The sequence below is a fragment of the Streptomyces sp. BBFR102 genome, assembly GCF_051397025.1.
In the GTDB taxonomy this organism is placed as follows: domain Bacteria; phylum Actinomycetota; class Actinomycetes; order Streptomycetales; family Streptomycetaceae; genus Streptomyces.
This window is the reverse complement of the sequence record NZ_CP195757.1, coordinates 4474816-4496979: the sequence shown is the minus strand read 5'-3', so window position 1 is coordinate 4496979 and position 22164 is coordinate 4474816. Positions and strand designations below refer to the sequence as shown.

Sequence of the window (22164 nt, the reverse complement as noted above, 5' to 3'; positions counted from 1 at the left end):
CGGGCACGGTACGGATGGAGTCTGAGAGTCCGCTTAACGGAGGACGGCCGGTCCGGTGGCGGCCCGCTCCGGGTCGGGTTCGGCGGCCGGTTCCCCGTCCGGGGTGCGGGGTGCGGGGAGGACCGCCGGGTCCGCGGCCCGGTGCCCGGGCGGCCCTTCGATGCTGATGCGGGGCAGGAGGCGGTCCAGCCAGCCCGGCAGCCACCAGTTGGCGCGGCCCAGCAGGTGCATGAGGGCGGGGACCAGCAGCGTACGGAGGACGAAGGCGTCCAGGGCGACGGCGACGGCCAGCGCGATGCCGAACATGGCGATGAGCCGGTCGCCGCTGAGCACGAAGGCGAGGAAGACGGAGATCATGATGACGGCGGCCGAGTTGATGACCCGGCCGGTCTCGGCGAGGCCGACGCGCACGGCCCGGGTGTTGTCGCCGGTGGCCAGCCATTCCTCGTGCATGCGGCTGACCAGGAAGACCTGGTAGTCCATGGAGAGCCCGAAGAGCACCGAGACCATGATCACGGGGAGGAACGGCTCGATCGGTCCCGAGCTGCCGAGGCCGAGGAGTTCGCTCCCCCAGCCCCACTGGAAGACCGCCACGATCACGCCGAAGGCGCCGGCGACGGCCATCACGTTCATCAGCGCGGCCTTGAGCGGGATGCCGACCGAGCGGAAGGCGAGCAGCAGCAGGACGAAGCCGAGGCTGATGACGACGCCGATGAAGAGCGGCAGTTTGCCGACGATCAGGTCGGCGAAGTCGTCGTAGGCGGCGGTCACGCCGCCGACCTTGAGGTCGAGTCCGGTGCTCGTCTCGGCGCGGGGCAGGACGTCGGTGCGGAGCCGGTCGACGAGGGCGCTGGTCTCCTCGGACTGGGGTGAGGAGGTGGGGACGACGGTGAGCAGGGCGGTGTCGGAGGTGTCGTTGAGGGCGACGGGGGTGACGTCGGCGATGCCGTCGGTCTGCCTCAAGGTCTGGGCCAGGCCGTCGAGGGCGAGCCGGTCCTGGGCGCCGTCGACCTCGGTGACGAGGGTCAGGGGGCCGTTGACGCCGGGCCCGAACTCGTCGGCGAGCAGGTCGTACGCCTGGCGGGTGGTGCTGGTGGCCGGGTTGTTGCCCTGGTCGGAGGTGCCGAGGTGGAGAGTGAGCATGGGCAGTGCGAGGACGGCCATGAAGACCGTGGCGAGGACGCCGAGGAGTCTGGGGTGGTGTTCAACGAAGCGGGACCAGCGGGCGGCGAACCCGGTGGGCTGCTCCGCCAGCGGCCCGTCGGCTGCCAGCTTGCGTCGTTCGCGGCGGCTGAGGGCGCGCGGTCCGATGTACGCGAGGAGGGCGGGCAGCAGGGTGAGGGAGGCGGCGACCGTCAGCAGCACGGTCAGGGAGGCGGCGATGGCGACGCCGTTGAGGAACTCCAGGCGCAGGATGAGCATGCCGAGGAGGGCGATGCAGACGGTGGCGCCGGCGAAGACGACGGCCCGCCCGGTGGTGGCGACGGCTCGCTCGGCAGCGGCTCGGTGGGTGAGGCCCTGTTTCAGTCCGGTGCGGTGCCGGGTGACGATGAACAGGGCGTAGTCGATGCCGACACCGAGGCCGATCAGCATGCCGAGCATGGGGGCGAAGTCGGCGACGGTCATGACGTGGCCCAGCAGCACGATCCCGGCATAGGCGATGCCGACGCTGACCAGGGCGGTGGCGATCGGCAGCAGGGAGGCGGCGAGAGAGCCGAAGGCGAGGAAGAGGACGACGGCGGCGACGGCCACGCCGATGAGTTCGGCGGTGTGCAGCGCGGGGGCCTCGGTGAGGGCGACGGCCGGGCCGCCCACCTCGACCTGGAGTCCGTCGCCGTCGGCGGCGTGCGCGGCGTCCACCACGGCCTGGGCCTGGGCGGGCTCGATGTCGCTGGTCTGTGCGGCGAAGGTGACGGCCGCGTAGGCGGTGCGGCCGTCCTCGCTGACACCGCCGCCGGGGCCGGTGCCCGCGTCGGTGTACGGTCCGGCGACGGAGGCGACGCCGGGCAGGCCGGCGATGCGGTCCAGGGTGTGGGTCATGGTCTGTTCGACGTCGGCGGCGTGCACCGAGCTGCCGGGGGCGTGCCAGACGAGGGTGTCGCTGTCACCGGCGAGGCCGGGGAAGCCGTGCTCGATGAGGGTGGTGGCGGCGCCGGCCTCGGTGCCGCCGGCCGCGTAGTCGTTGGTGTAGGCCGGTCCGGCGAGCCCGGCGGCGGTACCCGCACCGCCGAGGACGAGCAGCCAGAGCAGAACGGCCAGGAGGCGGTGGTGCATGCACCAGCGGGCGAGTGCGGCCACGGACGTGCTCCCTCGGGGGGGGTTGTGCTTCACCGGGGAGCCGTCGGGCAAGGGGATGCCCGGGTGGGTACGGCCCGCGAGGAAGCGTGAGCAGTGGTTTCACTCTCGCAGGCGAAAAAGATCGTTTGCCCCTTTCGTGCGCATCGTCACAGCCCCTTTCGCCGCCCTGTGACGGGCCGTTCCGGGCGCCGCACTCTCCGCGCCCTCCGCGCCCGGCCGGACCTCGTCGGGCGCACCGCCGGAACGCGCCGAGGGGCGCCCGAACCGCATGGGTACGGGCGCCCCTCGGGCGTGCCTGCGCGGCGGCGTCAGCCCTCGACGCCGAGCTGCGTGAGGATCAGCTCCTTCACGCGGGCGGCGTCGGCCTGGCCGCGCGTCGCCTTCATGACGGCGCCGACCAGGGCGCCGGCGGCGGCGACCTTGCCACCGCGGATCTTGTCCGCGATGGCCGGGTTGCCGGCGATGGCCTCCTCGACGGCGGTGGTGAGCGCGCCCTCGTCGGAGACGACCTTCAGGCCGCGCTTCTCCACGACGGTGTCCGGGTCGCCCTCGCCCGCGAGGACGCCCTCGATGACCTGGCGGGCCAGCTTGTCGTTGAGGTCGCCGCCCTTGACCAGCTCGGCGACCCGGGCGACCTGTGCCGGGGTGATCGGCAGGCCCTCCAGGGGACGGCCGGTCTCGTTGGCGTTGCGGGCCAGCTCGCCCATCCACCACTTACGCGCGGCGGAGGCGTCGGCACCCGCCTCGATGGTGGCGACGATCGGGTCGATCGCCCCGGCGTTGAGGATCGACTGCATGTCGTGCTCGGAGACGCCCCACTCCTCGCGGAGCCGGTTGCGGCGCACGCGGGGCGGTTCGGGCAGGGTGGCGCGCAGTTCCTCGACCCACTCGCGCGGCGGGGCGACCGGCACCAGGTCCGGCTCGGGGAAGTAGCGGTAGTCCTCGGCGTTGTCCTTGATGCGGCCGGCCGTGGTGGAGCCGTCCTCCTCGTGGAAGTGCCGGGTCTCCTGGACGATGGTGCCGCCGGCGGAGAGGACCGCGGCGTGCCGCTGGATCTCGAAGCGGGCGGCGCGCTCGACGGAGCGGAGCGAGTTGACGTTCTTCGTCTCCGAGCGGGTGCCGAACTCCTGCTGGCCCTTGGGGCGCAGCGAGAGGTTGACGTCGCACCGCATCTGGCCCATCTCCATGCGGGCCTCGGAGACGCCGAGCGCCTTGATCAGTTCGCGCAGCTCGGCGACGTACGCCTTGGCGACCTCGGGGGCCCGCTCGCCCGCGCCCTCGATGGGCTTGGTGACGATCTCGATGAGCGGGATGCCCGCGCGGTTGTAGTCGAGCAGGGAGTGGGACGCGCCGTGGATACGGCCGGTGGCGCCGCCGACATGGGTCGACTTGCCGGTGTCCTCCTCCATGTGGGCGCGCTCGATCTGCACCCGGAAGACCTCGCCGTCCTCCAGTTGCACGTCGAGGTAGCCGTCGAAAGCGATGGGCTCGTCGTACTGGGAGGTCTGGAAGTTCTTCGGCATGTCCGGATAGAAGTAGTTCTTCCGGGCGAAGCGGCACCATTCGGCGATCTCGCAGTGGAGCGCCAGGCCGATCTTGACGGCCGACTCCACGCCGACGGCGTTGACGACCGGCAGGGAGCCGGGCAGGCCGAGGCAGGTGGGGCAGGTCTGCGAGTTGGCGTCCGCGCCCAGCTCCGTGGAGCAGCCGCAGAACATCTTGGTCTTGGTGCCGAGCTCGACATGGACCTCCAGGCCCATGACGGGGTCGTACGCCGCGAGCGCGTCGTCGTACGGCACCAGGTCAGTGACAGTCACGGTGAAACTTTTCCCTCTCAGCCCAGCAGGACGTCGTCGTCGCCGAGGCGCTTGAGCTCACGTACGAGCAGGGCGACGCCGGTGACGATCCCGGCCGCGGTCGCGACCGCGTCGACCAGGCTCAGCGTGTCGTGATCGTGGCGGGCGGCCTTCATCTGCTTGTAGACGCTCAGGGCGCCGAAGGCGGTGGTGCCGATGGACAGGTACGTACCGGCCTTGGACTTCTTGAAACCCTTGGCCTTGGACAGTGCACTCACAGGGACGGAGCCTCCTCCAGCAGCGGATGACCCCACTGTTCCACGAAGGCGGCCTCGACGGCTGCCCCGACCTTGTAGAGCCGGTCGTCCTTCATGGCGGGGGCGATGATCTGGAGCCCCACCGGCAGGCCGTCCTCCGGGGCGAGGCCGCAGGGCAGCGACATCGCGGCGTTCCCGGCCAGGTTGGTGGGGATGGTGCAGAGGTCGGCGAGGTACATCGCCATCGGGTCGTCGGCCCGCTCCCCGAGGGGGAAGGCGGTCGTCGGGGTGGTCGGCGAGACGATCACGTCGACCTCCTCGAAGGCCCGCTCGAAGTCACGCGTGATGAGCGTGCGGACCTTCTGCGCGGAGCCGTAGTACGCGTCGTAGTAGCCGGAGCTGAGCGCGTACGTGCCGAGGATGACGCGGCGCTTGACCTCGTCGCCGAAGCCCTCCTCACGGGTGATGGCGGTGACCTCTTCGGCCGAACGCGTCCCGTCGTCGCCGACCCTGAGGCCGTAGCGCATCGCGTCGAACCGGGCGAGGTTCGAGGAGCACTCGGAGGGCGCGATCAGGTAGTACGCGGAGAGCGCCAGGTCGAAGGAGGGGCAGTCCAGCTCGACGACGGTCGCGCCGAGCTTGCGGAGCAGCTCGACCGACTCGTCGAAGCGCTGCACCACACCGGCCTGGTAGCCCTCGCCGCGGAACTGCTTGACCACGCCGACGCGCATCCCGGCGACCGAGCCGTTCCGGGCGGCCTCGACGACCGGCGGGACGGGAGCGTCGATGGAGGTCGAGTCGAGCGGGTCGTACCCGGCGATGGCCTCGTGCAGCAGCGCCGCGTCGAGCACGGTGCGGGCGCAGGGCCCGCCCTGGTCGAGGGAGCTGGAGAAGGCGACCATGCCGTAGCGGGAGACGCCGCCGTAGGTCGGCTTGACGCCGACGGTGCCGGTGACGGCGGCGGGCTGGCGGATGGAGCCGCCGGTGTCCGTGCCGATGGCCAGGGGTGCCTCGTAGGCGGCGAGCGCGGCGGAGGAACCGCCGCCGGAGCCGCCGGGGACGCGGGTGAGGTCCCACGGGTTGCCGGTCGGGCCGTAGGCGCTGTTCTCGGTGGAGGACCCCATGGCGAACTCGTCCATGTTGGTCTTGCCGAGGATCACCACGCCGGCGTCCTTGAGGCGCCTGGTGACGGTGGCGTCGTAGGGCGGAATCCAGCCTTCGAGGAGCTTGGAGCCGACCGTGGTCGGAACGCCCTCGGTGGTGAAGATGTCCTTCAGCGCCAGCGGGACGCCGGCGAGCGGGCCGAGCTTCTCGCCGGCCGCGCGCCGTGCGTCGACGGCGCGTGCCTGGGCGAGGGCGCCCTCGCGGTCGACGTGCAGGAAGGCGTGGACCTTCTCGTCGACGGCCTCGATCCGGGCCAGGTGGGCCTCGGTGACCTCGACGGCGGTGAGGTCACCGGAGGCGATCTTCGCGGCCGTCTCGGCGGCGGTGAGCTTGATGATGCTGTCCGACATGGCGGTCAGTCCTCCCCGAGGATCTGCGGCACCTTGAAACGCTGCTGCTCCTGGGCGGGCGCGCCGGAGAGCGCCTGCTCCGGGGTGAGCGAGGGACGGACCTCGTCCGCCCGCATGACGTTCGTCATCGGCAGCGGGTGGGAGGTCGGCGGTACGTCTTGTCCGGCGACTTCGGAGACGCGGGCGACCGCGCCGAGAATGTCGTCGAGCTGTCCGGCGAAGTGTTCGAGCTCTTCGGCCTTCAGCTCCAGACGCGCCAGCCGAGCGAGGTGAGCGACCTCCTCGCGCGTGATGCCAGGCATGCGGCGATCCTCAGGGTGAGAGTGGTGGGTGTGCGGACCCAATCCTATGGGGCCGCCCCACCCCCCGGCGAAACGCTCCCACGATCCACCAGCCGGGTGACCCCGGAACGGCCTGGCCGAAGACGCCCCGGCCGCCGTTCGAGCCCCTCCTGGACCGGCACGGACGACAACCGGCACAGCCGTACGGAGCCCGGAGCAAGCCCGGCCGAAACCGGCCCGGCCCAAGAAGGCCCGACCGGGCACTTGAGGCCACCGGCGACTCGGCAAAGCCGAAGCCGGCAGATTCGAGCCGAAGCCCAGCCAGGAATCAGCCCGGCCGGCGCTTGAGGCGACCAACGACCGACAGAGTCGAAGCCGGCGGAGTCAGGCCGACGCCCAGCCACAAACCAGCCCGGCCGACGCTTGAGGCCACCGGCGACCGGCCAGGCAGCCCGCACCCGCCCACCGCCCCGGGGAACGGGCGAACGTTACTGCGGAGGCCCGGACCGCACAGCCCGCCCAGCCTCCGCCGCCTCAGCGGCGATCTCGGCGGGCCGCCGCCACCCCCGTGCCCCCCGGGCCCGCAACCAGGCAGTGGTCTCATCGGCAGGCATGGCGGCAGCCACCAGCCACCCTTGCACCGCGTCGCATCCCAGGTCGCGCAGCCGCTCCCAGGTCTCGTCGTCCTCGACGCCCTCGGCGACGACGAGCAGCCCCAGCGAGTGGGCGAGGTCGACGGTGCACCGGACGATCTCCGCGTCCTCGGCGTCGACGGCGAGGCGGGCGACGAAGCTGCGGTCGATCTTCAGCTCGCTGACCGGCAGCCGCCGCAGGTGGACCAGGGAGGAGTAGCCGGTGCCGAAGTCGTCCAGGGACATCTTCACGCCGTGCCCGGTCAGCCCGGCGAGGGTGTCGGCGGCCCGCTGCGGGTCCTCCAGCAGCACGTGTTCCGTTATCTCCAGCTGGAGCGCCCCGGCCGGGACCCCGTGCCGGGCGAGCCGGGCCGCGACGGCGCCGGCGAAGCCCGGGCTGTGGACGTCGCGCGGGGAGACGTTGACCGCGACGGGGACGTTGAGTCCCTGGGCGCGCCAGCGGGCGACCTGGCCGAGGGCCGTCTCCAGGACGTACTCGGTGAGGTGCGGCATCAGCCCGGAGGACTCGGCGATGGCGATGAACTCGTCCGGGGGGACCCGGCCGCGCTCCGGGTGGACCCAGCGCACCAGCGCCTCCAGCCCGGCGACGTGGCCGTCGAAGCGGACCTTCGGCTGGTAGTGCAGCTCGACCTCGGACGCGTCCAGCGCGCGGCGCAGGTCGCCGAGGAGGCCGAGGCGGTCGGGGGTGTTGGAGTCCCGCTTGGACTCGTACACCTCGACGCCGGTGCGGTCCCGCTTGGCCTGGTACATCGCGACGTCGGCGCGGCGCAGGAGGCCCTCGGCGTCCTGCGCGTGGTCCGGGTAGACGGCGACGCCCGCGCTGGCCTCCAGGACGAGGGTGAGGCCGTCCAGGTCGAGCGGGGAGCCGAGTTCGGCGACGAGGCGGCGGGCGACGCGCTGGGCGGCGGTGGTGGAATCGGCCACGGGCAGCAGGACGGCGAACTCGTCGCCGCCGAGCCGGGCCGCCTCGGCGCCACGCGGCAGGGCGGGCCGCAGCCGTTCCGCTATCTGCAACAGGAGCCGGTCGCCGGCGAGGTGGCCGAGGGTGTCGTTGACCGAGCGGAACCGGTCGAGGTCGATGAGGAGCAGCGCGGAACGGGTCCCGGCCTGCTCGGCCTCGTCGAGGGCGGTCCAGATCCGTTCCAGCAGCCACTGGCGGTTGGGCAGGCCGGTGAGGGGGTCGCGCAGTTGCTCCTCCGCGCGGGCGCGGGCGATCCACAGCGTGGAGTCGAGGGCGATCAGGGGGATGGAGAAGAGCGGCAGCAGCACCGGCAGGGTGACGGCGACCGCGCAGATCAGCGGGGCGATGCCGAGCAGGGCGACGCCGACGAGGCTCTGCCGGATGAGGGCGGTGCGGGTGACGGTGGGCAGGGTGCCCGGGTTCGGGGTGTGGACCAGCCACAGCAGCAGGCGGGTCATCAGCAGGTATCCGGCGGCGGCGAAGAGGACGCCGGTGCCGGTCGCGAGGGTCCAGCTCCGCGGGTCCCAGGGGGTGTCGACGCTGGGGGTGACGCCGGTGAGGGTCAGCAGCAGGGCGGCGGCGGCGATGCCGAGGATGTCGACGGCGCCGTGCAGCAGGCCCTGGCGCCAGCGGTGCCGGCGGGCGGCGCCGACGAGGACGACGACGGTGATGCTGACCAGGCCGGCCGGCACCCAGCCGTAGAGCAGCAGGACGGCGAGGGTCAGGGCGGCGCCGGAGCCGGTCCCGCCCCACCAGCGGTCGCGGCCGAGGGCGACGAGGTGGCCGACGACGATGCCGGTGAGGACGGCGAGCGCCCAGCCGGCGGCACCCGCCGGGAAGAGGGCATGGCCGGTGGCGACGGCGCGGCCGATGCCGGTGGCGAGGAGGGCGGCGGCGATCGCGATGACGGCGGTGGGGAGCAGCGGGGAGACGCCTTCGGTGCGGGGGGCGTGCGGGGCCCGACCCGGGCCGGTGCGCGCGGCGCTGGTGCGGCGCAGACGCGGCCATGAGGCCGGTGCGGCGCTCTCGGTCGGTTCCATTCCGTCCCTCTCCGGGCCGACACGTGCCGCGGGTGCGGGGCCGACGGCCATCTCTGTCACCGCCCGGGTGCCCGGCCGGCCCCGTGAGCCGGCCGGGCACCGCGAGGCGCGTCCCCCAACAGTAGGCCGCTCAGGGCCTCCACGGGCACCGGTCGGGGACGGTTGCCCGAATGAGACCTGGCCACCCGGATGCGTCTGGTATGCGCCGAACGGGTGGCTCGCGGGGGTCACTCGGGAAGCGGAAGTGCCACTTCACGTGCGGCGTCGGGGCCTTGTTCGAGGAGGACGGCGAAGCCCGCCTCGTCCAGGACCGGCACCTTGGCCTGCATGGCCTTGTCGTACTTGGAGCCTGGATTGTCGCCGACGACCACGAACGAAGTCTTCTTCGAGACAGAACCTGTCACTTTGGCGCCCCGGTCCTGAAGGGCTTCCTTGGCGTTGTCCCGGGTGTGGTGTTCGAGGGTGCCGGTGACGACGACGGTGAGGCCCGCCAGCGGACGGGGGCCTTCGTCCTCGCCGGTGGACTCCTCCTCCATCCGCACGCCCGCCTCGCGCCACTTGCGGACGATCTCGCGGTGCCACTCCTCGGCGAACCAGCTCTTGAGGGAGGCGGCGATGGTCGGGCCGACGCCCTCGGTCTGCGCCAGCTCCTCCTCGGTGGCGGCCTCGATCCGCTCGATGGAGCGGAACTCGCGGGCCAGTGCCTGGGCGGCGACCGGGCCGACGTGGCGGATGGAGAGGCCGGTGAGGACGCGGGCGAGGGGGCTCTGCTTGGCCTGTTCGATGTGGTCGAGCATGGCGAGGGTGTTCTTCTTCGCCTCGCCCTGCTTGTTGGCGAAGAAGGTGACGATCTTCTCCTCGCCGGTCTTCGCATCGCGCTTGGGCAGGCCGCTGTCCGGGTCGAGGACGTAGGAGCGGATGGGCAGGAGCTGGTCGACGGTGAGGTCGAAGAGGTCGCCCTCGTCGCGCAGCGGGGGTTCGGAGGGTTCCAAAGGCTGGGTGAGGGCGGTGGCTGCGACGTAGCCGAAGTTCTCGATGTCGAGGCACTTGCGGCCCGCGAGGTAGTAGATCCGTTCGCGCAACTGGGCAGGGCAGGAACGGGCGTTGGGGCAGCGGAGGTCGATGTCGCCCTCCTTCATCGGCTTGAGCCCGGTACCGCACTCGGGGCACTCGGCCGGCATGGTGAAGGGGCGCTCGGTACCGTCGCGCAGGTCAGCGACGGGGCCGAGGATCTCCGGGATGACGTCGCCGGCCTTGCGCAGGACGACGGTGTCGCCGATGAGGACGCCCTTGGCGCGGACCACGTCCTGGTTGTGCAGGGTGGCGAACTCGACCTCGGAGCCGGCCACGGTGACCGGCTCGACCTGGGCGTACGGGGTGACGCGGCCGGTGCGGCCGACGCCGACGCGGATGTCGATGAGGCGGCTGTTGACCTCCTCGGGCGGGTACTTCCAGGCGATGGCCCAGCGGGGGGCGCGGGAGGTGGAGCCGAGGCGGCCCTGGAGGGGGACCTCGTCGAGCTTGACCACGACGCCGTCGATCTCGTGCTCGACGGAGTGCCGGTGCTCGCCGTAGTAGCGGATGAACTCGCGGACGCCGTCGAGTCCTTCGACCACCCTGTTGTGGCGGGCGGTGGGCAGGCCCCAGTCGCGCAGCAGGTCGTAGGCGTGGGAGAGGCAGTCGATGGTGAGACCCTCGCGGGCGCCGATGCCGTGGACGACCATGTGCAGCGGGCGGGTGGCGGTGACCCGGGGGTCCTTCTGGCGCAGGGAGCCGGCGGCGGCGTTGCGCGGGTTGGCGAAGGGCTTCTCGCCCGCTTCGACCAGGCGGGCGTTGAGCTTCTCGAACTCCTCCATCGGGAAGAAGACCTCGCCGCGGATCTCGACCAGGGCGGGGAGGCCGTCGCCGTGCAGGTGCTCGGGGATGTCGGAGATGGTGCGGACGTTGGGGGTGATGTCCTCGCCGACGCGGCCGTCGCCGCGGGTGGCGGCGCGGGTGAGGCGGCCGTGCTCGTAGGTGAGGTTGACGGCGAGGCCGTCGACCTTCAGCTCGCACAGGAAGTGGTAGCCGGGGGCGCCGACCTCCTTGGCGACGCGGTCGGCCCAGGCGGCGAGTTCCTCGTCGTCGAAGGCGTTGTCGAGGGAGAGCATGCGCTCGCGGTGCTCGACGGAGGTGAACTCCGTCTCGTAGGCGCCGGCGACCTTCTGGGTGGGTGAGTCGGGGGTGCGCAGCGGCGGGTACTGCTCCTCCAGCTCGGTGAGGGCGCGCAGCTGCCGGTCGAACTCGGCGTCGCTGACGACGGGCTGGTCCTTGACGTAGTAGCGGAAGCGGTGCTCCTCGACCTGTTCGGCGAGGTGCTGGTGGCGCTCCCGCGCGTCCGCGGGAACGTCTGCGTTCTGCTGTTCGCCGGCCACTGTCCTGTCCTCCCGTTTCGTCACTCCGGGTTGTCCGCGAGTGAGTTAGCCGCCCGGACGCAGTGGGCGAGCGCCGCGCGGGCGTAGCCGGGCGAGGCGCCGGCCAGACCGCACGACGGGGTGATCGCCACCGCTTCGGGGAGCAACCCGGGATTCAGCCCCAGCCTGCGCCACCACGTCCTGACCCCCATGACGCTACCGGCCGGGTCCGACAATGCGGTGTCGGTGCCGGGCACGACACCGGCGAGCAGCCGGAAGCCCGCCTCGACGCCCTCACCGAGCACCTCGTCGTCACCCTCGGTGAGCAGGGAGAAATCGAACGAGGCGCCCGCGAATCCGGCGCGGCGCAGCAGGGCGAAGGGGACGGACGGGGCACAGCTGTGCGCGATCACCGGGCCGTCGTGGACGGCTGCGACCTCGCGCAGCGCGGATTCCACGAGCTGCCGGTCGACGGCGCGGTAGGTGCGGTAGCCGCTGGCGGTGCGGACGGTGCCGGTGAGGACGGCGGTCAGGGAGGGCTCGTCGAGCTGGAGGACGAGGCGGGCGCCGGGGACGCGGCGGCGCAGCTCGGCCAGGTGGCCGCGGAGCCCTTCGGCGAGGGAGGCGGCGAGGTCGCGGCAGGCACCCGGGTCGCCGAGGCAGGCTTCGCCGCCGCGGGTCTGGAGGGTGGCGGCGAGCGTCCAGGGGCCGGTGGCCTGGACCTTGAGCGGGCCTTCGTACCCCTGGGTGAACTCTTCGAGGGCGTCGAGGTCCTCGCGGAGCCAGGAGACGGCGCGGCGCATGTCGCGGCCGGGGCGGTCGGCGATCCGCCAGCCGCTGGGCTCCAGTTGGGCGTGGACGTCGACCAGGAGTCCGGCGGTGCGGCCGGTCAGGTCGGCGCCGGGTCCGCGCGCGGGGAGTTCGGGGAGGTGCGGCATGCCCTCGCCGCCGGCGAAGGTGCCGGTCACGGTCTTGGCCGCCTCGCGGGCGTCGCCGCCGGGCATCGAGCCGATGCCGGTGGCGCGCGGGGTGCGGAAGTCGTCGGTGTCGCTCACGCCGACAGGCTACGGGCCCCGGGGGGCGCCCGGCCGCGGCAGGGCGGGCGCCGGGACGGCGGCCGGGCCGCCCCGGCGGGGCGGGTCAGCCGCGCGGGCGGACGCTGACGTCGTTGATCACGGCGTCGGCGGGCAGGTCGAGCGCGGTGAGCAGGGTGGTGGCCACCGATTCGGGGCTGATCCACCGGCCGGGGTCGTACTCCTTGCCCTCCTGCTGGTGGATCTTCTGCTGCATGGCGCTGGCGGTGCGGCCCGGGTAGACGGAGGTGACGCGGACGCCGTGGGGCTGCTCCTCCTGGCGCAGGGCGTCGGCGAGGGCCTTGAGGCCGTGCTTGGCGGCGGCGTAGGCGGCCCAGCCGCTGTTGGCGCTCAGGCCGGCGCCGGAGTTGACGAAGACGACGTGCCCGTGGGTCAGGCGCAGTTGCGGCAGGAAGTGGCGGGTGAGTTCGGCGGGGGCGAGGAGGTTGACGTCGATCTGGTGACGCCAGGTCTTGGGGGTGAGTTCGCCGACGGTGCCGAGGTCGACGACGCCCGCGATGTGCAGCAGGGAGTCGATGCGGTCGGGCAGGGTCTGGTGGGAGAGGGCCCAGGAGATCCGGTCGGGGTCGGCGAGGTCGGCGACGAGGGTGTCGGCGCCGGGGTGGGCGGCGGCCAGTTCGCGGGCGCGGCCGGCGTCGCGGGCGACGAGGACGAGGTGGTCGCCGCGCTCGTGGAGGCGGCGGGCGACGGCGGCGCCGATGCCGGAGCCGGCGCCGGTGATCACATGAGTAGCCATGGCCCGCATGATCCCACCGGGCGCCGCCCGCGTCGCACCGCGCCCCTACCGGACGCCTGCACCCTCCTCCAGGTGCGCGAGGGCGCCGGCCGGCTCCTCGGCGAAGAGGACCAGTTCGGTCAGGGGTACCGGCAGGAACCCCTCGTCCTCCATCCGCTGGAACTGCTCGCGCAGGCCGTCGTAGAAGCCGGCCGTGTTGAGCAGGACGACGGGCTTGGTGTGCATGCCGTGCTTCTTGAGTTCGAGGATCTCGGTGGCCTCGTCGAGGGTGCCGGCACCGCCCACCATGATCACGAAGGCGTCGGCGCGGGCGAGGAGCTGGGCCTTCCGCTCGGCGAGGTCGGCGGTGACGATCATCTCGCCGGACCCGGCGGGGACCGGACGGGCCGAGTCGGCGAGGAATTCCACGGAGACGCCTAGGAGCTTGCCGCCGGACTGCTCCACGCCGTCCGCCACGACCTTCATGAGCCCCTTGTCGGAACCGCCCCACACCAGGGTGTGGCCGCCCTTGCCGAGGAGTCCGGCGAACTCGCGGGCGGGCCGGGTGTAGCGCTCGGGCAGGTCGGCGGCGGACAGGAAGACGCATATGTTCATGGCCGCAACCTATCGCCGGTCCCCGTCCCGTCCGGCCGGGCGGGAGTCGCGTACCGGGCGGCGGTGTCGGTGGCCGGGGGTACCGTCGCGTCCATGACTCAGGGACACGGAGACGACACGGCGCGCGGTCACCGCATCACCGTCGAGCGGGCCCCGGTGCACGTGCGGTTGGTGCGGGGCGGCCAGGTGGTGGCGGAGAGCCGCCGCCCGCTGCTGCTGCGCGAGACGGGGCTGCCCGTCCGCTACTACCTGCCGCCCGGGGACGTCCGCACCGACCTGCTGGCGCCCTCGGAGACGCGCACGGTCTGCCCGTTCAAGGGCACCGCCTCGTACTGGTCGCTGCCCGGCGAGCCCGATCTGGTCTGGGCGTACCCGGAGCCGGTCGAGGCCGTCGCGGAGATCAGGGACCACTTCTGCTTCTACGGGGCGGAGGTGGTGGAGGAGGGCGCCGGGTGAGCTTCGGGGCGCGGCCCGGGTGGTGAGGGGCGGCTGGTCGGGCGAGGCTGCCGGTATGGACACCGTGGTTTCCCGGGACGGCACACCGATCGCCTGCGAGGTGCGGGGCGAGGGCCCGGCGCTGGTGCTGGTCGGTGGCGCGATGACGACCGGGGAGCACGCGGCGCCACTGGCCGGGCTGCTCGCCGACGCCTTCACCGTGGTGACGTACGACCGGCGGGGGCGTGGCCGCAGCGGTGACACCCGGCCGTACGCGGTCCACCGCGAGGTGGAGGACCTGGCCGAGGTGATCCGCGCGGCGGGCGGGCCGGCGGCGCTGTACGGGGTCTCCTCGGGGGCGGCGCTGGTGCTGCGCGCGGCGTCGGCGGGGCTGGAGGTGAGCCGGGTGGCGCTGTACGAGCCGCCGTTCACCGTCGGCGGGACGGACCCGTCGCGGCGGGCGGCGTACCGCTCGCGGCTGGTGGCGCTGCTGGCGGCGGACGACCGGGGCGGGGCGGTGGAGCTGTTCATGACCCGTATCGGGCTGACGGCGGAGATGATCGCCGGGGCCCGCCGGTCGCCCGCCTGGCCGGGGCTTCAGGCCCTCGCGCCGACGCTCGCCTACGACGACGAGGTGCTGGGCGACGGGGCGCCGCCGCTGGACCGGATCGCCCTGGTGCGGGTGCCGGTGCTGGTGATGGCCGGGGCGGCGAGCCCGCCGGCGATGACCGAGGCGGCCCGGGCGGTGGCCGGGGCGCTGCCGGGCGCCGCGTACCGGGAGGTGGACGGGCAGGGCCACGACGTGGCGCCCGGGGCGGTGGCGGCGGTGCTGCGGGAGTTCCTGCTGCCCTGAGCGCGCACGGCGGGGCTCTCCGCACGCGCTCAGGCGGCCGTCAGACCGCCGGGGCGGCTCCGGCGCGCCGGGTGGCGGCGATGGTGGCGGAGCCGACGACACGGGTGCCGTCGTAGAGGACGACGGCCTGGCCGGGGGCGACGCCGCGGACCGGCGCGTCGAAGGTGACGGTCAGCTCGCCGTCGCGGAGCCCGGCGGTGACGGGGGTCTCCTCACCGTGGGCGCGCAGCTGCGCGGTGTACCGGCCGCTGCCCTCGGGCGGGGTGCCGCACCAGCGGGGCCGGACGGCGGTGAGCCCGGTGACGTCGAGGGCGGCGGCGGGGCCGACGGTGACGGTGTTGTCGACCGGGGAGATGTCGAGGACGTAGCGGGGCTTGCCGTCGGGGGCCGGGGTGCCGATGCGCAGGCCCTTGCGCTGGCCGATGGTGTAGCCGTAGGCGCCCTCGTGGGTGCCGACCTTCTGCCCGGTCTCGTCGACGATGTCGCCCTCGGCGGTGCCGAGGCGGCCGGCGAGGAAGCCGCGGGTGTCGCCGTCGGCGATGAAGCAGATGTCGTGGCTGTCGGGCTTCTTGGCGACGGCCAGGCCCCGCCGCTCGGCCTCGGCGCGGATCTCGTCCTTGGTCGTGAGGGTGTCGCCGAGCGGGAAGAGGGCGTGCGCGAGCTGCCGCTCGTCGAGGACGCCGAGGACGTAGCTCTGGTCCTTGGCCATGTCGCTGGCGCGGTGCAGCTCGCGGGAGCCGTCCTCGCGGGTGACGACGGTGGCGTAGTGGCCGGTGCAGACGGCGTCGAAGCCGAGGGCGAGCGCCTTGTCGAGGAGGGCGGCGAACTTGATCTTCTCGTTGCACCGCAGGCAGGGGTTGGGGGTGCGTCCGGCCTCGTACTCGGCGACGAAGTCCTCCACCACGTCCTCGCGGAAGCGTTCGGCCAGGTCCCAGACGTAGAAGGGGATGCCGATCACGTCGGCGGCGCGGCGGGCGTCGCGGGAGTCCTCGATGGTGCAGCAGCCGCGCGCGCCGGTCCGGAAGGACTGCGGGTTGGCGGAGAGCGCCAGGTGGACGCCGGTCACGTCGTGGCCTGCTTCGGCGGCGCGGGCGGCGGCGACGGCGGAATCCACACCGCCGGACATCGCGGCGAGCACCCTCAAGGGGCGCGACGGGTTCTCGGTGCGCGGGGAGGTCTCAGTCATAGCCCGTCCAGGGTACGGGGGCTCGGGAACGAATGTCCCTCGCGTAGGCGTTGGGGCAGGCGTGGGCAACGGGAATCACGGCGCGGGCGCCGACACGGGCGCGGACGGCGGGCAGGGCGCACGGCGCCGCAGGGTCCGGCGGCGGTCGGTGCTGATCGGCGCGGGGGTGGCGGCGGCCACCGGCGGCGTGCTGGCCCGGGAGCAGCTGGGCCGCCTGTGGTGGCGGGTGCCGGGGGTGTCCAGGCCCCGGGTGGAGGGGGCGGTGGACTACGGGAAGGCAGAGTGGGTCGCGGCCTCGGACGCGAACTGGCGCCGGGCGGACCGCCCCGACGACTTCACCGTCGACCGCGTGATCATCCACGTGGTGCAGGGCAGCTACGCGGTGGCGCTCAAGGTCTTCCAGGACCCGGCGCACCGCGCGGCCACGCACTACGTAGTCGGCGAGGACGGCCGCGTGGCCCAGCTCGTCCGCGAGCTGGACGTGGCGTTCCAGGCGGGGAACCGGGAGTACAACGAGCGCGCGGTCGGCATCGAGCACGAGGGGTTCGTGGACCGGCCGCAGGACTTCACCGGGGCGATGTACGAGAGCTCGGCGCGGCTGACCGCCGACATCTGCCTGCGCCACTCGATACCCGTCGACCGCGCGCACATCATCGGCCACGCCGAGGTGCCCGGCACCGACCACACCGACCCGGGCCCGCACTGGGACTGGGACCGCTATCTGCGGCTGGTCCGGGCGGCCAAGAAGCAGCTGGAGCGGAAGCGGGACGAGCGGTCCGGGCGGGCGTGAGCCACCCGGCGCGCGTGCCCGGTCAGCTCAGTCCGGCGTTGCGGGCCCGCTCCACGGCCGGGCCGATCGCCTGCGCGACGGCCTCGACGTCGGCGCGGGTCGAGGTGTGGCCGAGCGAGAAGCGCAGCGTGCCCCGGGCGAGGTCGGGCGGGGTGCCGGTGGCGAGCAGGACGTGGCTGGGCTGGGCGACCCCGGCGGTGCAGGCGGAGCCGGTGGAGCATTCGATGCCCTGGGCGTCCAGGAGCAGCAGCAGGGAGTCGCCCTCGCAGCCGGGGAAGGTGAAGTGGGCGTTGGCGGGGAGCCGTCCGGCGGGGTCGGGGTCGCCGCCGAGGATCGCCTCGGGGACGGCGTCGCGTACGGCCGTCACCAGGTCGTCGCGGAGCGCGCCGACCTCCTCGGCGAAGCGGGCGCGGCGTTCGGCGGCGAGCCGCCCGGCGACGGCGAAGGAGGCGATGGCGGGCACGTCGAGGGTGCCGGAGCGGACGTGCCGTTCCTGCCCGCCGCCGTGCAGCACGGGCACGGGGGTGTACTGGCGGCCCAGGAGCAGCGCGCCGATGCCGTAGGGCCCGCCGATCTTGTGGCCGCTGACGGTGGCGGCGGCCAGGCCCGACGCCCCGAAGTCCAGCGGCAGCTGGCCGAACGCCTGGACGGCGTCGGCGTGCAGCGGGATCTCGTACTCGGCGGCGACGGCGGCCAGGGGGGCGACGGGCTGGACGGTGCCGATCTCGTTGTTGGCCCACATGACGGTGGCCAGGGCCACGTCGTGCGGGTTCCGGGCGAGGGCTTCGCGCAGCGCGTCGGGGTGGACCCGGCCGAGGGGGTCGACCGGCAGGTACTCGACGGTGGCGCCCTCGTGCTCGCCGAGCCAGTGCACCGCGTCGAGGACCGCGTGGTGCTCCACCGGGCTGGCCAGGACGCGGGTGCGGCGGGGGTCGGCGGCGCGGCGGGCCCAGTAGAGCCCCTTGACGGCGAGGTTGTCGGCCTCGGTGCCGCCCGCGGTGAACACCACCTCGCTGGGCCGGGCGCCCAGCGCCTCGGCGAGGGTCTCCCGGGCCTCCTCGGCACTGCGCCGGGCCCGGCGTCCGGCCGCGTGCAGCGAGGAGGCGTTACCGGTGCGGGTGAGCTGGGCGGACATCGCCTCGACGGCTTCGGGGAGCATCGGGGTCGTCGCGGCGTGGTCGAGATAGGCCATGGTGGCCCCGATTCTACGAGCCCGCGCCGCACTCTCCGCAGCCAGGCGTCGGGGTCCGGCCACATCCGGGGCCGGCACGGGCGGTGTCCGGCGCCGGACACGGGGTACGGCAGGCCCCGAAAGCGGCCGTGCGGACCTCTCGTCGGGGTCCGGCCGCCTTCGGCGGGAAGGCGCCGTTCCCGGGGCTCAGCTCAGCCGTGCCCGTGCCAGCTGGCGGGACTGGGCGACGAGGCGGTCGGCGCTGTCCCAGACCTCGGCGTCCTCCTCCAGGAAGCCGCCGGCGAGGTTGCGGGTGGTGATGGCGACGCGCAGCGGGCCGGGGGCCGGGCGGCAGCGGATGTGGACGGTCAGTTCGACGGTGGGGACCCAGCCCTTGAGGCCCAGCTCGAAGGCGGTGGGCGGCAGGGCGTCCACCGCGAGCAGGAGGGAGAGCGGGTCGGCGTCGCGGCCGTCGGCGAGGCCGAACCACGAGCGCATCTCGCCCTTGCCGGTGGGTGCGCCGAGCGCCCAGCCGAGGGTGGCGGGGTCGATCTTCAGCCAGAGCCGGTCGGTGATGGCGGAGCTGCCCTCGATGGGCCGCTGGTCGGGGGCGTCCTGGGGGCCGAAGCAGTGCTCGACCGGCGGGAAGGCGGGCGGGGTGGCGGTGGTCCGCACGTCGTCGGGGAGGGCGTCGAGGTCGCCGTAGGAGGCGAGGACGCGGATGCGCTCGACCTCGTTGCCGTCGGCGTCCGTCTGGTAGAGGGACGCCTGGCCGGTGGAGAGGGTCCGGCCGGTGCGGATGGTCTCGGTGCGGATGGTGGCCGGGCCCGCCTGGGAGGCCGTGAGGTAGTACGCGGAGACCGTGAACGGGTCCGGGTGCGGCAGGGCGTCGGCCAGGGCGCGGCCGAGGGTCGCCAGCAGGTAACCGCCGTTGACGGCGGAGATGATCGTCCAGCCCGCGGAGAGGTCGGCGTCGTAGACGCCGGGGGCGCGGAGGGTGACGGCCGTGTCGCGGTCGAACTCGCTGTCACCGATGGTTGCCTGTGCTGCCTGAGCCATGGCGACCACGCTACACAACCGATGCTACTGATCGGTAGCTTTCTGGCGTGACATCTGTGTGACGTGCGCCGGCACCCCGGACGCGCCCGGTGCCCGCCGCGGCCGAGGGTCGCGACGGGCACCGGATGCCGGGCCGGGTCAGATGCCGCAGCTGGGCGCCGACCAGAAACGGCCGTCGCCACCCGCGACATGGGTGTGGTCGTCGTGGCCGGGGTAGCCCGGGCCGAGGATCTCGGTGAAGCCGTGGTCGCGGGCGGCCTCGGCCAGCGCGCAGAAGCCCTGCGAGCCGGCGCCCAGGTCGGCCGCGTGGCCGTACATGTGCCGGCTGTTGGCGGCCCCGCCGACCTTGCTGTTGCAGGTGGCGCTGCGGAAGCCGCCGTTGACGGTGATCGGCTTGTCACCCATGGCGTGCCGCATGGCCTGGAGCTTCCACATGGTGACCAGCGCGTTGGCGCGGGCGGTCGCGGCGGGGACCTTGCCGCCGGACCAGTCCGCGTTGCAGCGGTTCAGCTCGGCGTAGGCGAAGTTGACCGGCGTGCAGTCGTCGTCCTGCAACTGGTAGATCTTCTCGAAGGTGGCGGGCCCGGCGACGCCGTCGGCGGCGAGGCCGTAGGCCGACTGGAAGCGCTGCACGGCCGCCTCGGTGGCGGGGCCGAACTGCCCGTCTACGGCGAGCTGGCCGCCGGTCCCCGGGTAGCCGGCGACGCGGATCTGGAGCTGGCGGACCGCCTCGCCGGAGGAGCCCTCACCGAGGGTGCCGCTCCAGGTGTAGCAGCCGTCCAGGGCGCCGGCGGTCGCGGTGGCCGTGGCGGTGGGGGCGGCGACGGCGGAGACGGGGGCGAAGGCGAGGCCGGCCCCCACGAGGGCCGAGAGCAGGAGTCTGACGGGGCGTGGGCGCATGGGGGCCACCTCTTCTTGACCGTGATGCCGGGCGGGCCCCCGAGACTGTCGGCGCCCCGCCCGATTGTCAAGAACCCGTCAAAACTGGGCCCCGGCCGCCCGGTGGGGACCCGCCCCGGGATCGTCAGATCGCCCCCTCGTCCACCTCCACCCCGGCGGAACGCCGGTTCCAGGCCCGCGGCGCCCGCCAGTGGTAGCGCATCGCCAGCAGCCGCAGCACGAACGCGGTCAGCGCCGCGGCCCCGGCGGTGAACGGGTTGAGCGAGTCGAAGCGGATGCAGAGCACCACCATGGCCGCGCCGACCATGGCCGGCACCGCGTACAGGTCGCGGTCCCAGCGCAGCAGCGAGGGCACCTCGTTGGCGAGGACGTCGCGCAGGACTCCCCCGCCGACCGCCGTGGCGAGCCCGAGCGTGGCGGAGGCGGTCAGCCCGAGTCCGTAGGTGTACGCCTTGGTGGTGCCGATGACGCAGAACAGGCCGAGTCCGGCCGCGTCGAAGACGTTGACCGCGCTCTGGATGCGCTCGACCTGCGGGTGGAGGAAGAAGACCAGCAGGGCGGCGCCGAGCGGGGTGATGAAGTACCCGAGGTCGGTGAAGGCCGCCGGGGGCAGCGCGCCGATGACCACGTCCCGGAAGAGCCCGCCGCCCAGCGCCGTCACCTCGGCCAGCATGGCGATGCCGAAGATGTCGAAGTTCTTCCGGACGGCGAGCAGCGCGCCCGAGATCGCGAAGACGAAGATCCCCACCAGGTCGAGGGCGTGCTGGACGGTCGGGGTGAAGAATTGCTGGAACACCCTGTATTTGTACTGGGTCCCGGCCCGGCCCCGCGGACCCGCCCGTGGAAGGCAGTGCGGCGCCCGTCCCCGCTCGCGGGAGCGGGGACGGGCGCCACGGGGCGCGGTCGCGCGGGGACTACTCGGCCGGGGTCTCCACGACCCGGTCGGCCATCTCCTCGCGGGTGGCGGGCACCACCGAGGCGGCGGTGCGCTCCACGGTGCCCGCGGCGATCTCGGCCGCGAAGTGGCAGGCCACCTTGTGGCCGCCGCCCACGTCCTTGAGCACCGGACGCTCGGTGGCGCAGAGGGTGTCCTGCGCCCACGGGCAGCGGGTGTGGAACCGGCAGCCCGCCGGGGGGTTGGCGGGCGAGGGCAGGTCGCCGGTGAGCAGGATGCGCTCGCGGCGGTCCTCCACCTCCGGGTCGGGCACCGGCACGGCCGACATCAGGGCCTTGGTGTACGGGTGCTTCGGCTCGGCGTAGAGGGCGTCGCTGGGCGCCTCCTCGACCAGGGAGCCGAGGTACATCACGCCGATGACGTCCGAGATGTGCCGGACCACCGCGAGGTCGTGGGCGATCACCAGGTAGGTGAGGCCCAGCGACTCCTGGAGCTCCTCCAGCAGGTTGATGACCTGGGCCTGGATGGAGACGTCCAGCGCCGAGACGGGCTCGTCGCAGATGATGACGTCGGGCTCCAGGACCAGCGCGCGGGCGATGCCGATGCGCTGGCGCTGGCCGCCGGAGAACTCGTGCGGGTAGCGCGAGAGGGCGTTGGCCGGCAGCCCCACCTTGGCGAGGATGTCCCGGATCTTCTCGCGCCGCTCCTCACGGGTGCCGCCGATGCCGTGCGCGGCCATGCCCTCGGAGAGGATCGACTCGATGTTCTGCCGCGGGTTGAGACTGCCCAGCGGGTCCTGGAAGACCATCTGGAGGCGGCGGCGGTAGGTGCGCATCTCCTCGGCGGGCAGCTTCGCGAGGTCGGTCCCGTCGAAGTTGACCGAGCCGTCGGTGATGTCGACCAGCCGCAGCACGGAACGGCCCAGCGTGGTCTTGCCGCAGCCGGACTCGCCGACCAGGCCGTAGGTCTGGCCTTCCTCGACCGAGAGGGAGACGCCGTCGACCGCGTAGACGTGGCCGACGGTCCGGTCGAAGAGCAGCCCCTTCTTGACCGGGAAGTGGACCTTCACATCGTCCAGTTCGAGCAGGCTCATGACGCGTCCTTCTTCTTCTCTGCCTCGGGCTTCGCCTCCGGTGCGGCCTTCTTCCCGGACTCGGGCTTCGCCTCCGGCGCGGCATCGCCCTCGGCGTCGGGCTTCGCCTCCGGCGCGGCGTCACTCTCGGCAGCCTCCGGCTCGGCCTGCGCCGGAACCTTCGGC

The 22164-nt window shown here is 73.4% G+C and carries 19 protein-coding genes; 3 read left to right on the top strand and 16 right to left on the bottom strand.

The window, feature by feature from the left end; all coding sequences use genetic code 11:
- Positions 1-33: 33 nt before the first annotated feature.
- The 10 genes from ACSLIC_RS20045 to ACSLIC_RS20000 all read right to left on the bottom strand — a co-directional run bounded on the left by ACSLIC_RS20045 (position 34) and on the right by ACSLIC_RS20000 (position 13617).
- A complete protein-coding gene (locus ACSLIC_RS20045; protein WP_436739096.1) occupies positions 34-2298 on the bottom strand; it encodes an MMPL family transporter in 2265 nt (754 codons plus the stop codon).
- A gap of 308 nt (positions 2299-2606) precedes the next feature.
- A complete protein-coding gene (gene gatB / locus ACSLIC_RS20040) occupies positions 2607-4115 on the bottom strand; it encodes an Asp-tRNA(Asn)/Glu-tRNA(Gln) amidotransferase subunit GatB (protein WP_436739095.1) in 1509 nt (502 codons plus the stop codon).
- A 17-nt stretch (positions 4116-4132) separates the two neighbouring features.
- Positions 4133-4372: a hypothetical protein gene (locus ACSLIC_RS20035; protein ID WP_023416869.1), complete on the bottom strand. Its 240-nt coding sequence runs from the start codon at positions 4370-4372 to the stop codon at positions 4133-4135.
- Entirely contained in the window at positions 4369-5865 is a 1497-nt protein-coding gene (gene gatA, locus ACSLIC_RS20030; protein ID WP_436739094.1) for an Asp-tRNA(Asn)/Glu-tRNA(Gln) amidotransferase subunit GatA, read from the bottom strand. The genes ACSLIC_RS20035 and gatA overlap by 4 nt, the downstream gene beginning before the upstream one ends.
- Positions 5866-5870: 5 nt before the next feature.
- Positions 5871-6167 (bottom strand): Asp-tRNA(Asn)/Glu-tRNA(Gln) amidotransferase subunit GatC, encoded by a 297-nt coding sequence (gene gatC, locus ACSLIC_RS20025; protein ID WP_003951011.1) that lies wholly within the window; start codon positions 6165-6167, stop codon positions 5871-5873.
- Between the two features lie 467 nt (positions 6168-6634).
- The gene (locus ACSLIC_RS20020) at positions 6635-8800 is read right to left on the bottom strand and encodes a putative bifunctional diguanylate cyclase/phosphodiesterase (protein WP_436739093.1); all 2166 of its coding nucleotides are present in this window, start codon (positions 8798-8800) and stop codon (positions 6635-6637) included.
- 227 nt (positions 8801-9027) lie between these two features.
- On the bottom strand, positions 9028-11214 hold the full coding sequence (ligA, locus tag ACSLIC_RS20015; protein ID WP_436739092.1) for an NAD-dependent DNA ligase LigA: 2187 nt from the start codon (positions 11212-11214) through the stop codon (positions 9028-9030).
- Positions 11215-11234: 20 nt separating this feature from the next.
- The gene (locus ACSLIC_RS20010; RefSeq protein ID WP_436739091.1) at positions 11235-12248 is read right to left on the bottom strand and encodes a methionine synthase; all 1014 of its coding nucleotides are present in this window, start codon (positions 12246-12248) and stop codon (positions 11235-11237) included.
- Between the two features lie 85 nt (positions 12249-12333).
- Entirely contained in the window at positions 12334-13023 is a 690-nt protein-coding gene (locus ACSLIC_RS20005) for an SDR family oxidoreductase (protein WP_436739090.1), read from the bottom strand.
- Positions 13024-13068: 45 nt separating this feature from the next.
- Positions 13069-13617 (bottom strand): TIGR00730 family Rossman fold protein, encoded by a 549-nt coding sequence (locus ACSLIC_RS20000; RefSeq protein ID WP_436739089.1) that lies wholly within the window; start codon positions 13615-13617, stop codon positions 13069-13071.
- Positions 13618-13710: 93 nt separating this feature from the next.
- Between ACSLIC_RS20000 and ACSLIC_RS19995 the strand changes: the two genes are divergently transcribed.
- Both ACSLIC_RS19995 and ACSLIC_RS19990 read left to right on the top strand, forming a co-directional pair.
- Positions 13711-14073 (top strand): DUF427 domain-containing protein, encoded by a 363-nt coding sequence (locus tag ACSLIC_RS19995; protein ID WP_436739088.1) that lies wholly within the window; start codon positions 13711-13713, stop codon positions 14071-14073.
- A gap of 55 nt (positions 14074-14128) precedes the next feature.
- Positions 14129-14905 carry an alpha/beta fold hydrolase gene (locus tag ACSLIC_RS19990; protein WP_436739087.1) on the top strand — a complete coding sequence of 259 codons (777 nt, stop codon included), beginning with the start codon at positions 14129-14131 and terminating at the stop codon, positions 14903-14905.
- Positions 14906-14945: 40 nt separating this feature from the next.
- Here ACSLIC_RS19990 and mnmA read toward each other — a convergent pair whose 3' ends face one another.
- Positions 14946-16091: a tRNA 2-thiouridine(34) synthase MnmA gene (gene mnmA, locus ACSLIC_RS19985; protein WP_436739086.1), complete on the bottom strand. Its 1146-nt coding sequence runs from the start codon at positions 16089-16091 to the stop codon at positions 14946-14948.
- Positions 16092-16152: 61 nt separating this feature from the next.
- Here mnmA and ACSLIC_RS19980 point away from each other — a divergent pair, with 61 nt between their 5' ends.
- Positions 16153-16881, top strand: a complete 729-nt coding sequence (locus ACSLIC_RS19980) for an N-acetylmuramoyl-L-alanine amidase (RefSeq protein WP_436739085.1) — start codon at positions 16153-16155, stop codon at positions 16879-16881.
- A 22-nt stretch (positions 16882-16903) separates the two neighbouring features.
- On the opposite strand, the gene ACSLIC_RS19975 is transcribed toward ACSLIC_RS19980, so the two are convergent.
- From ACSLIC_RS19975 to ACSLIC_RS19955, 5 genes are all read right to left on the bottom strand, one after another.
- Complete coding sequence (locus ACSLIC_RS19975; RefSeq protein WP_436739084.1) at positions 16904-18073, bottom strand: cysteine desulfurase family protein; 1170 nt, start codon at positions 18071-18073, stop codon at positions 16904-16906.
- A gap of 186 nt (positions 18074-18259) precedes the next feature.
- Complete coding sequence (locus ACSLIC_RS19970) at positions 18260-19111, bottom strand: thioesterase family protein (protein ID WP_436739083.1); 852 nt, start codon at positions 19109-19111, stop codon at positions 18260-18262.
- Between the two features lie 138 nt (positions 19112-19249).
- The gene (locus tag ACSLIC_RS19965; RefSeq protein WP_436739082.1) at positions 19250-20011 is read right to left on the bottom strand and encodes a D-Ala-D-Ala carboxypeptidase family metallohydrolase; all 762 of its coding nucleotides are present in this window, start codon (positions 20009-20011) and stop codon (positions 19250-19252) included.
- A gap of 124 nt (positions 20012-20135) precedes the next feature.
- Positions 20136-20807 carry a trimeric intracellular cation channel family protein gene (locus ACSLIC_RS19960; RefSeq protein WP_436739081.1) on the bottom strand — a complete coding sequence of 224 codons (672 nt, stop codon included), beginning with the start codon at positions 20805-20807 and terminating at the stop codon, positions 20136-20138.
- Between the two features lie 118 nt (positions 20808-20925).
- Positions 20926-21999 (bottom strand): ABC transporter ATP-binding protein, encoded by a 1074-nt coding sequence (locus tag ACSLIC_RS19955; protein ID WP_436739080.1) that lies wholly within the window; start codon positions 21997-21999, stop codon positions 20926-20928.
- Positions 22000-22164: the final 165 nt, after the last annotated feature.

What these genes read in the sequence shown, in the direction of transcription:
- ACSLIC_RS19975 (WP_436739084.1), bottom strand. Translation starts at nt 18,073, where the DNA reads ATGGCCTATCTCGACCACGCCGCGACGACCCCGATGCTCCCCGAAGCC.
- gatA (WP_436739094.1), bottom strand. Translation starts at nt 5,865, where the DNA reads ATGTCGGACAGCATCATCAAGCTCACCGCCGCCGAGACGGCCGCGAAG.
- ACSLIC_RS19955 (WP_436739080.1), bottom strand. Translation starts at nt 21,999, where the DNA reads ATGAGCCTGCTCGAACTGGACGATGTGAAGGTCCACTTCCCGGTCAAG.
- ACSLIC_RS20000 (WP_436739089.1), bottom strand. Translation starts at nt 13,617, where the DNA reads ATGAACATATGCGTCTTCCTGTCCGCCGCCGACCTGCCCGAGCGCTAC.
- mnmA (WP_436739086.1), bottom strand. Translation starts at nt 16,091, where the DNA reads ATGACTGAGACCTCCCCGCGCACCGAGAACCCGTCGCGCCCCTTGAGG.
- ACSLIC_RS20005 (WP_436739090.1), bottom strand. Translation starts at nt 13,023, where the DNA reads ATGGCTACTCATGTGATCACCGGCGCCGGCTCCGGCATCGGCGCCGCC.
- ACSLIC_RS19995 (WP_436739088.1), top strand. Translation starts at nt 13,711, where the DNA reads ATGACTCAGGGACACGGAGACGACACGGCGCGCGGTCACCGCATCACC.
- ACSLIC_RS19970 (WP_436739083.1), bottom strand. Translation starts at nt 19,111, where the DNA reads ATGGCTCAGGCAGCACAGGCAACCATCGGTGACAGCGAGTTCGACCGC.
- ACSLIC_RS19990 (WP_436739087.1), top strand. Translation starts at nt 14,129, where the DNA reads ATGGACACCGTGGTTTCCCGGGACGGCACACCGATCGCCTGCGAGGTG.
- ACSLIC_RS20020 (WP_436739093.1), bottom strand. Translation starts at nt 8,800, where the DNA reads ATGGAACCGACCGAGAGCGCCGCACCGGCCTCATGGCCGCGTCTGCGC.
- ACSLIC_RS19965 (WP_436739082.1), bottom strand. Translation starts at nt 20,011, where the DNA reads ATGCGCCCACGCCCCGTCAGACTCCTGCTCTCGGCCCTCGTGGGGGCC.
- gatC (WP_003951011.1), bottom strand. Translation starts at nt 6,167, where the DNA reads ATGCCTGGCATCACGCGCGAGGAGGTCGCTCACCTCGCTCGGCTGGCG.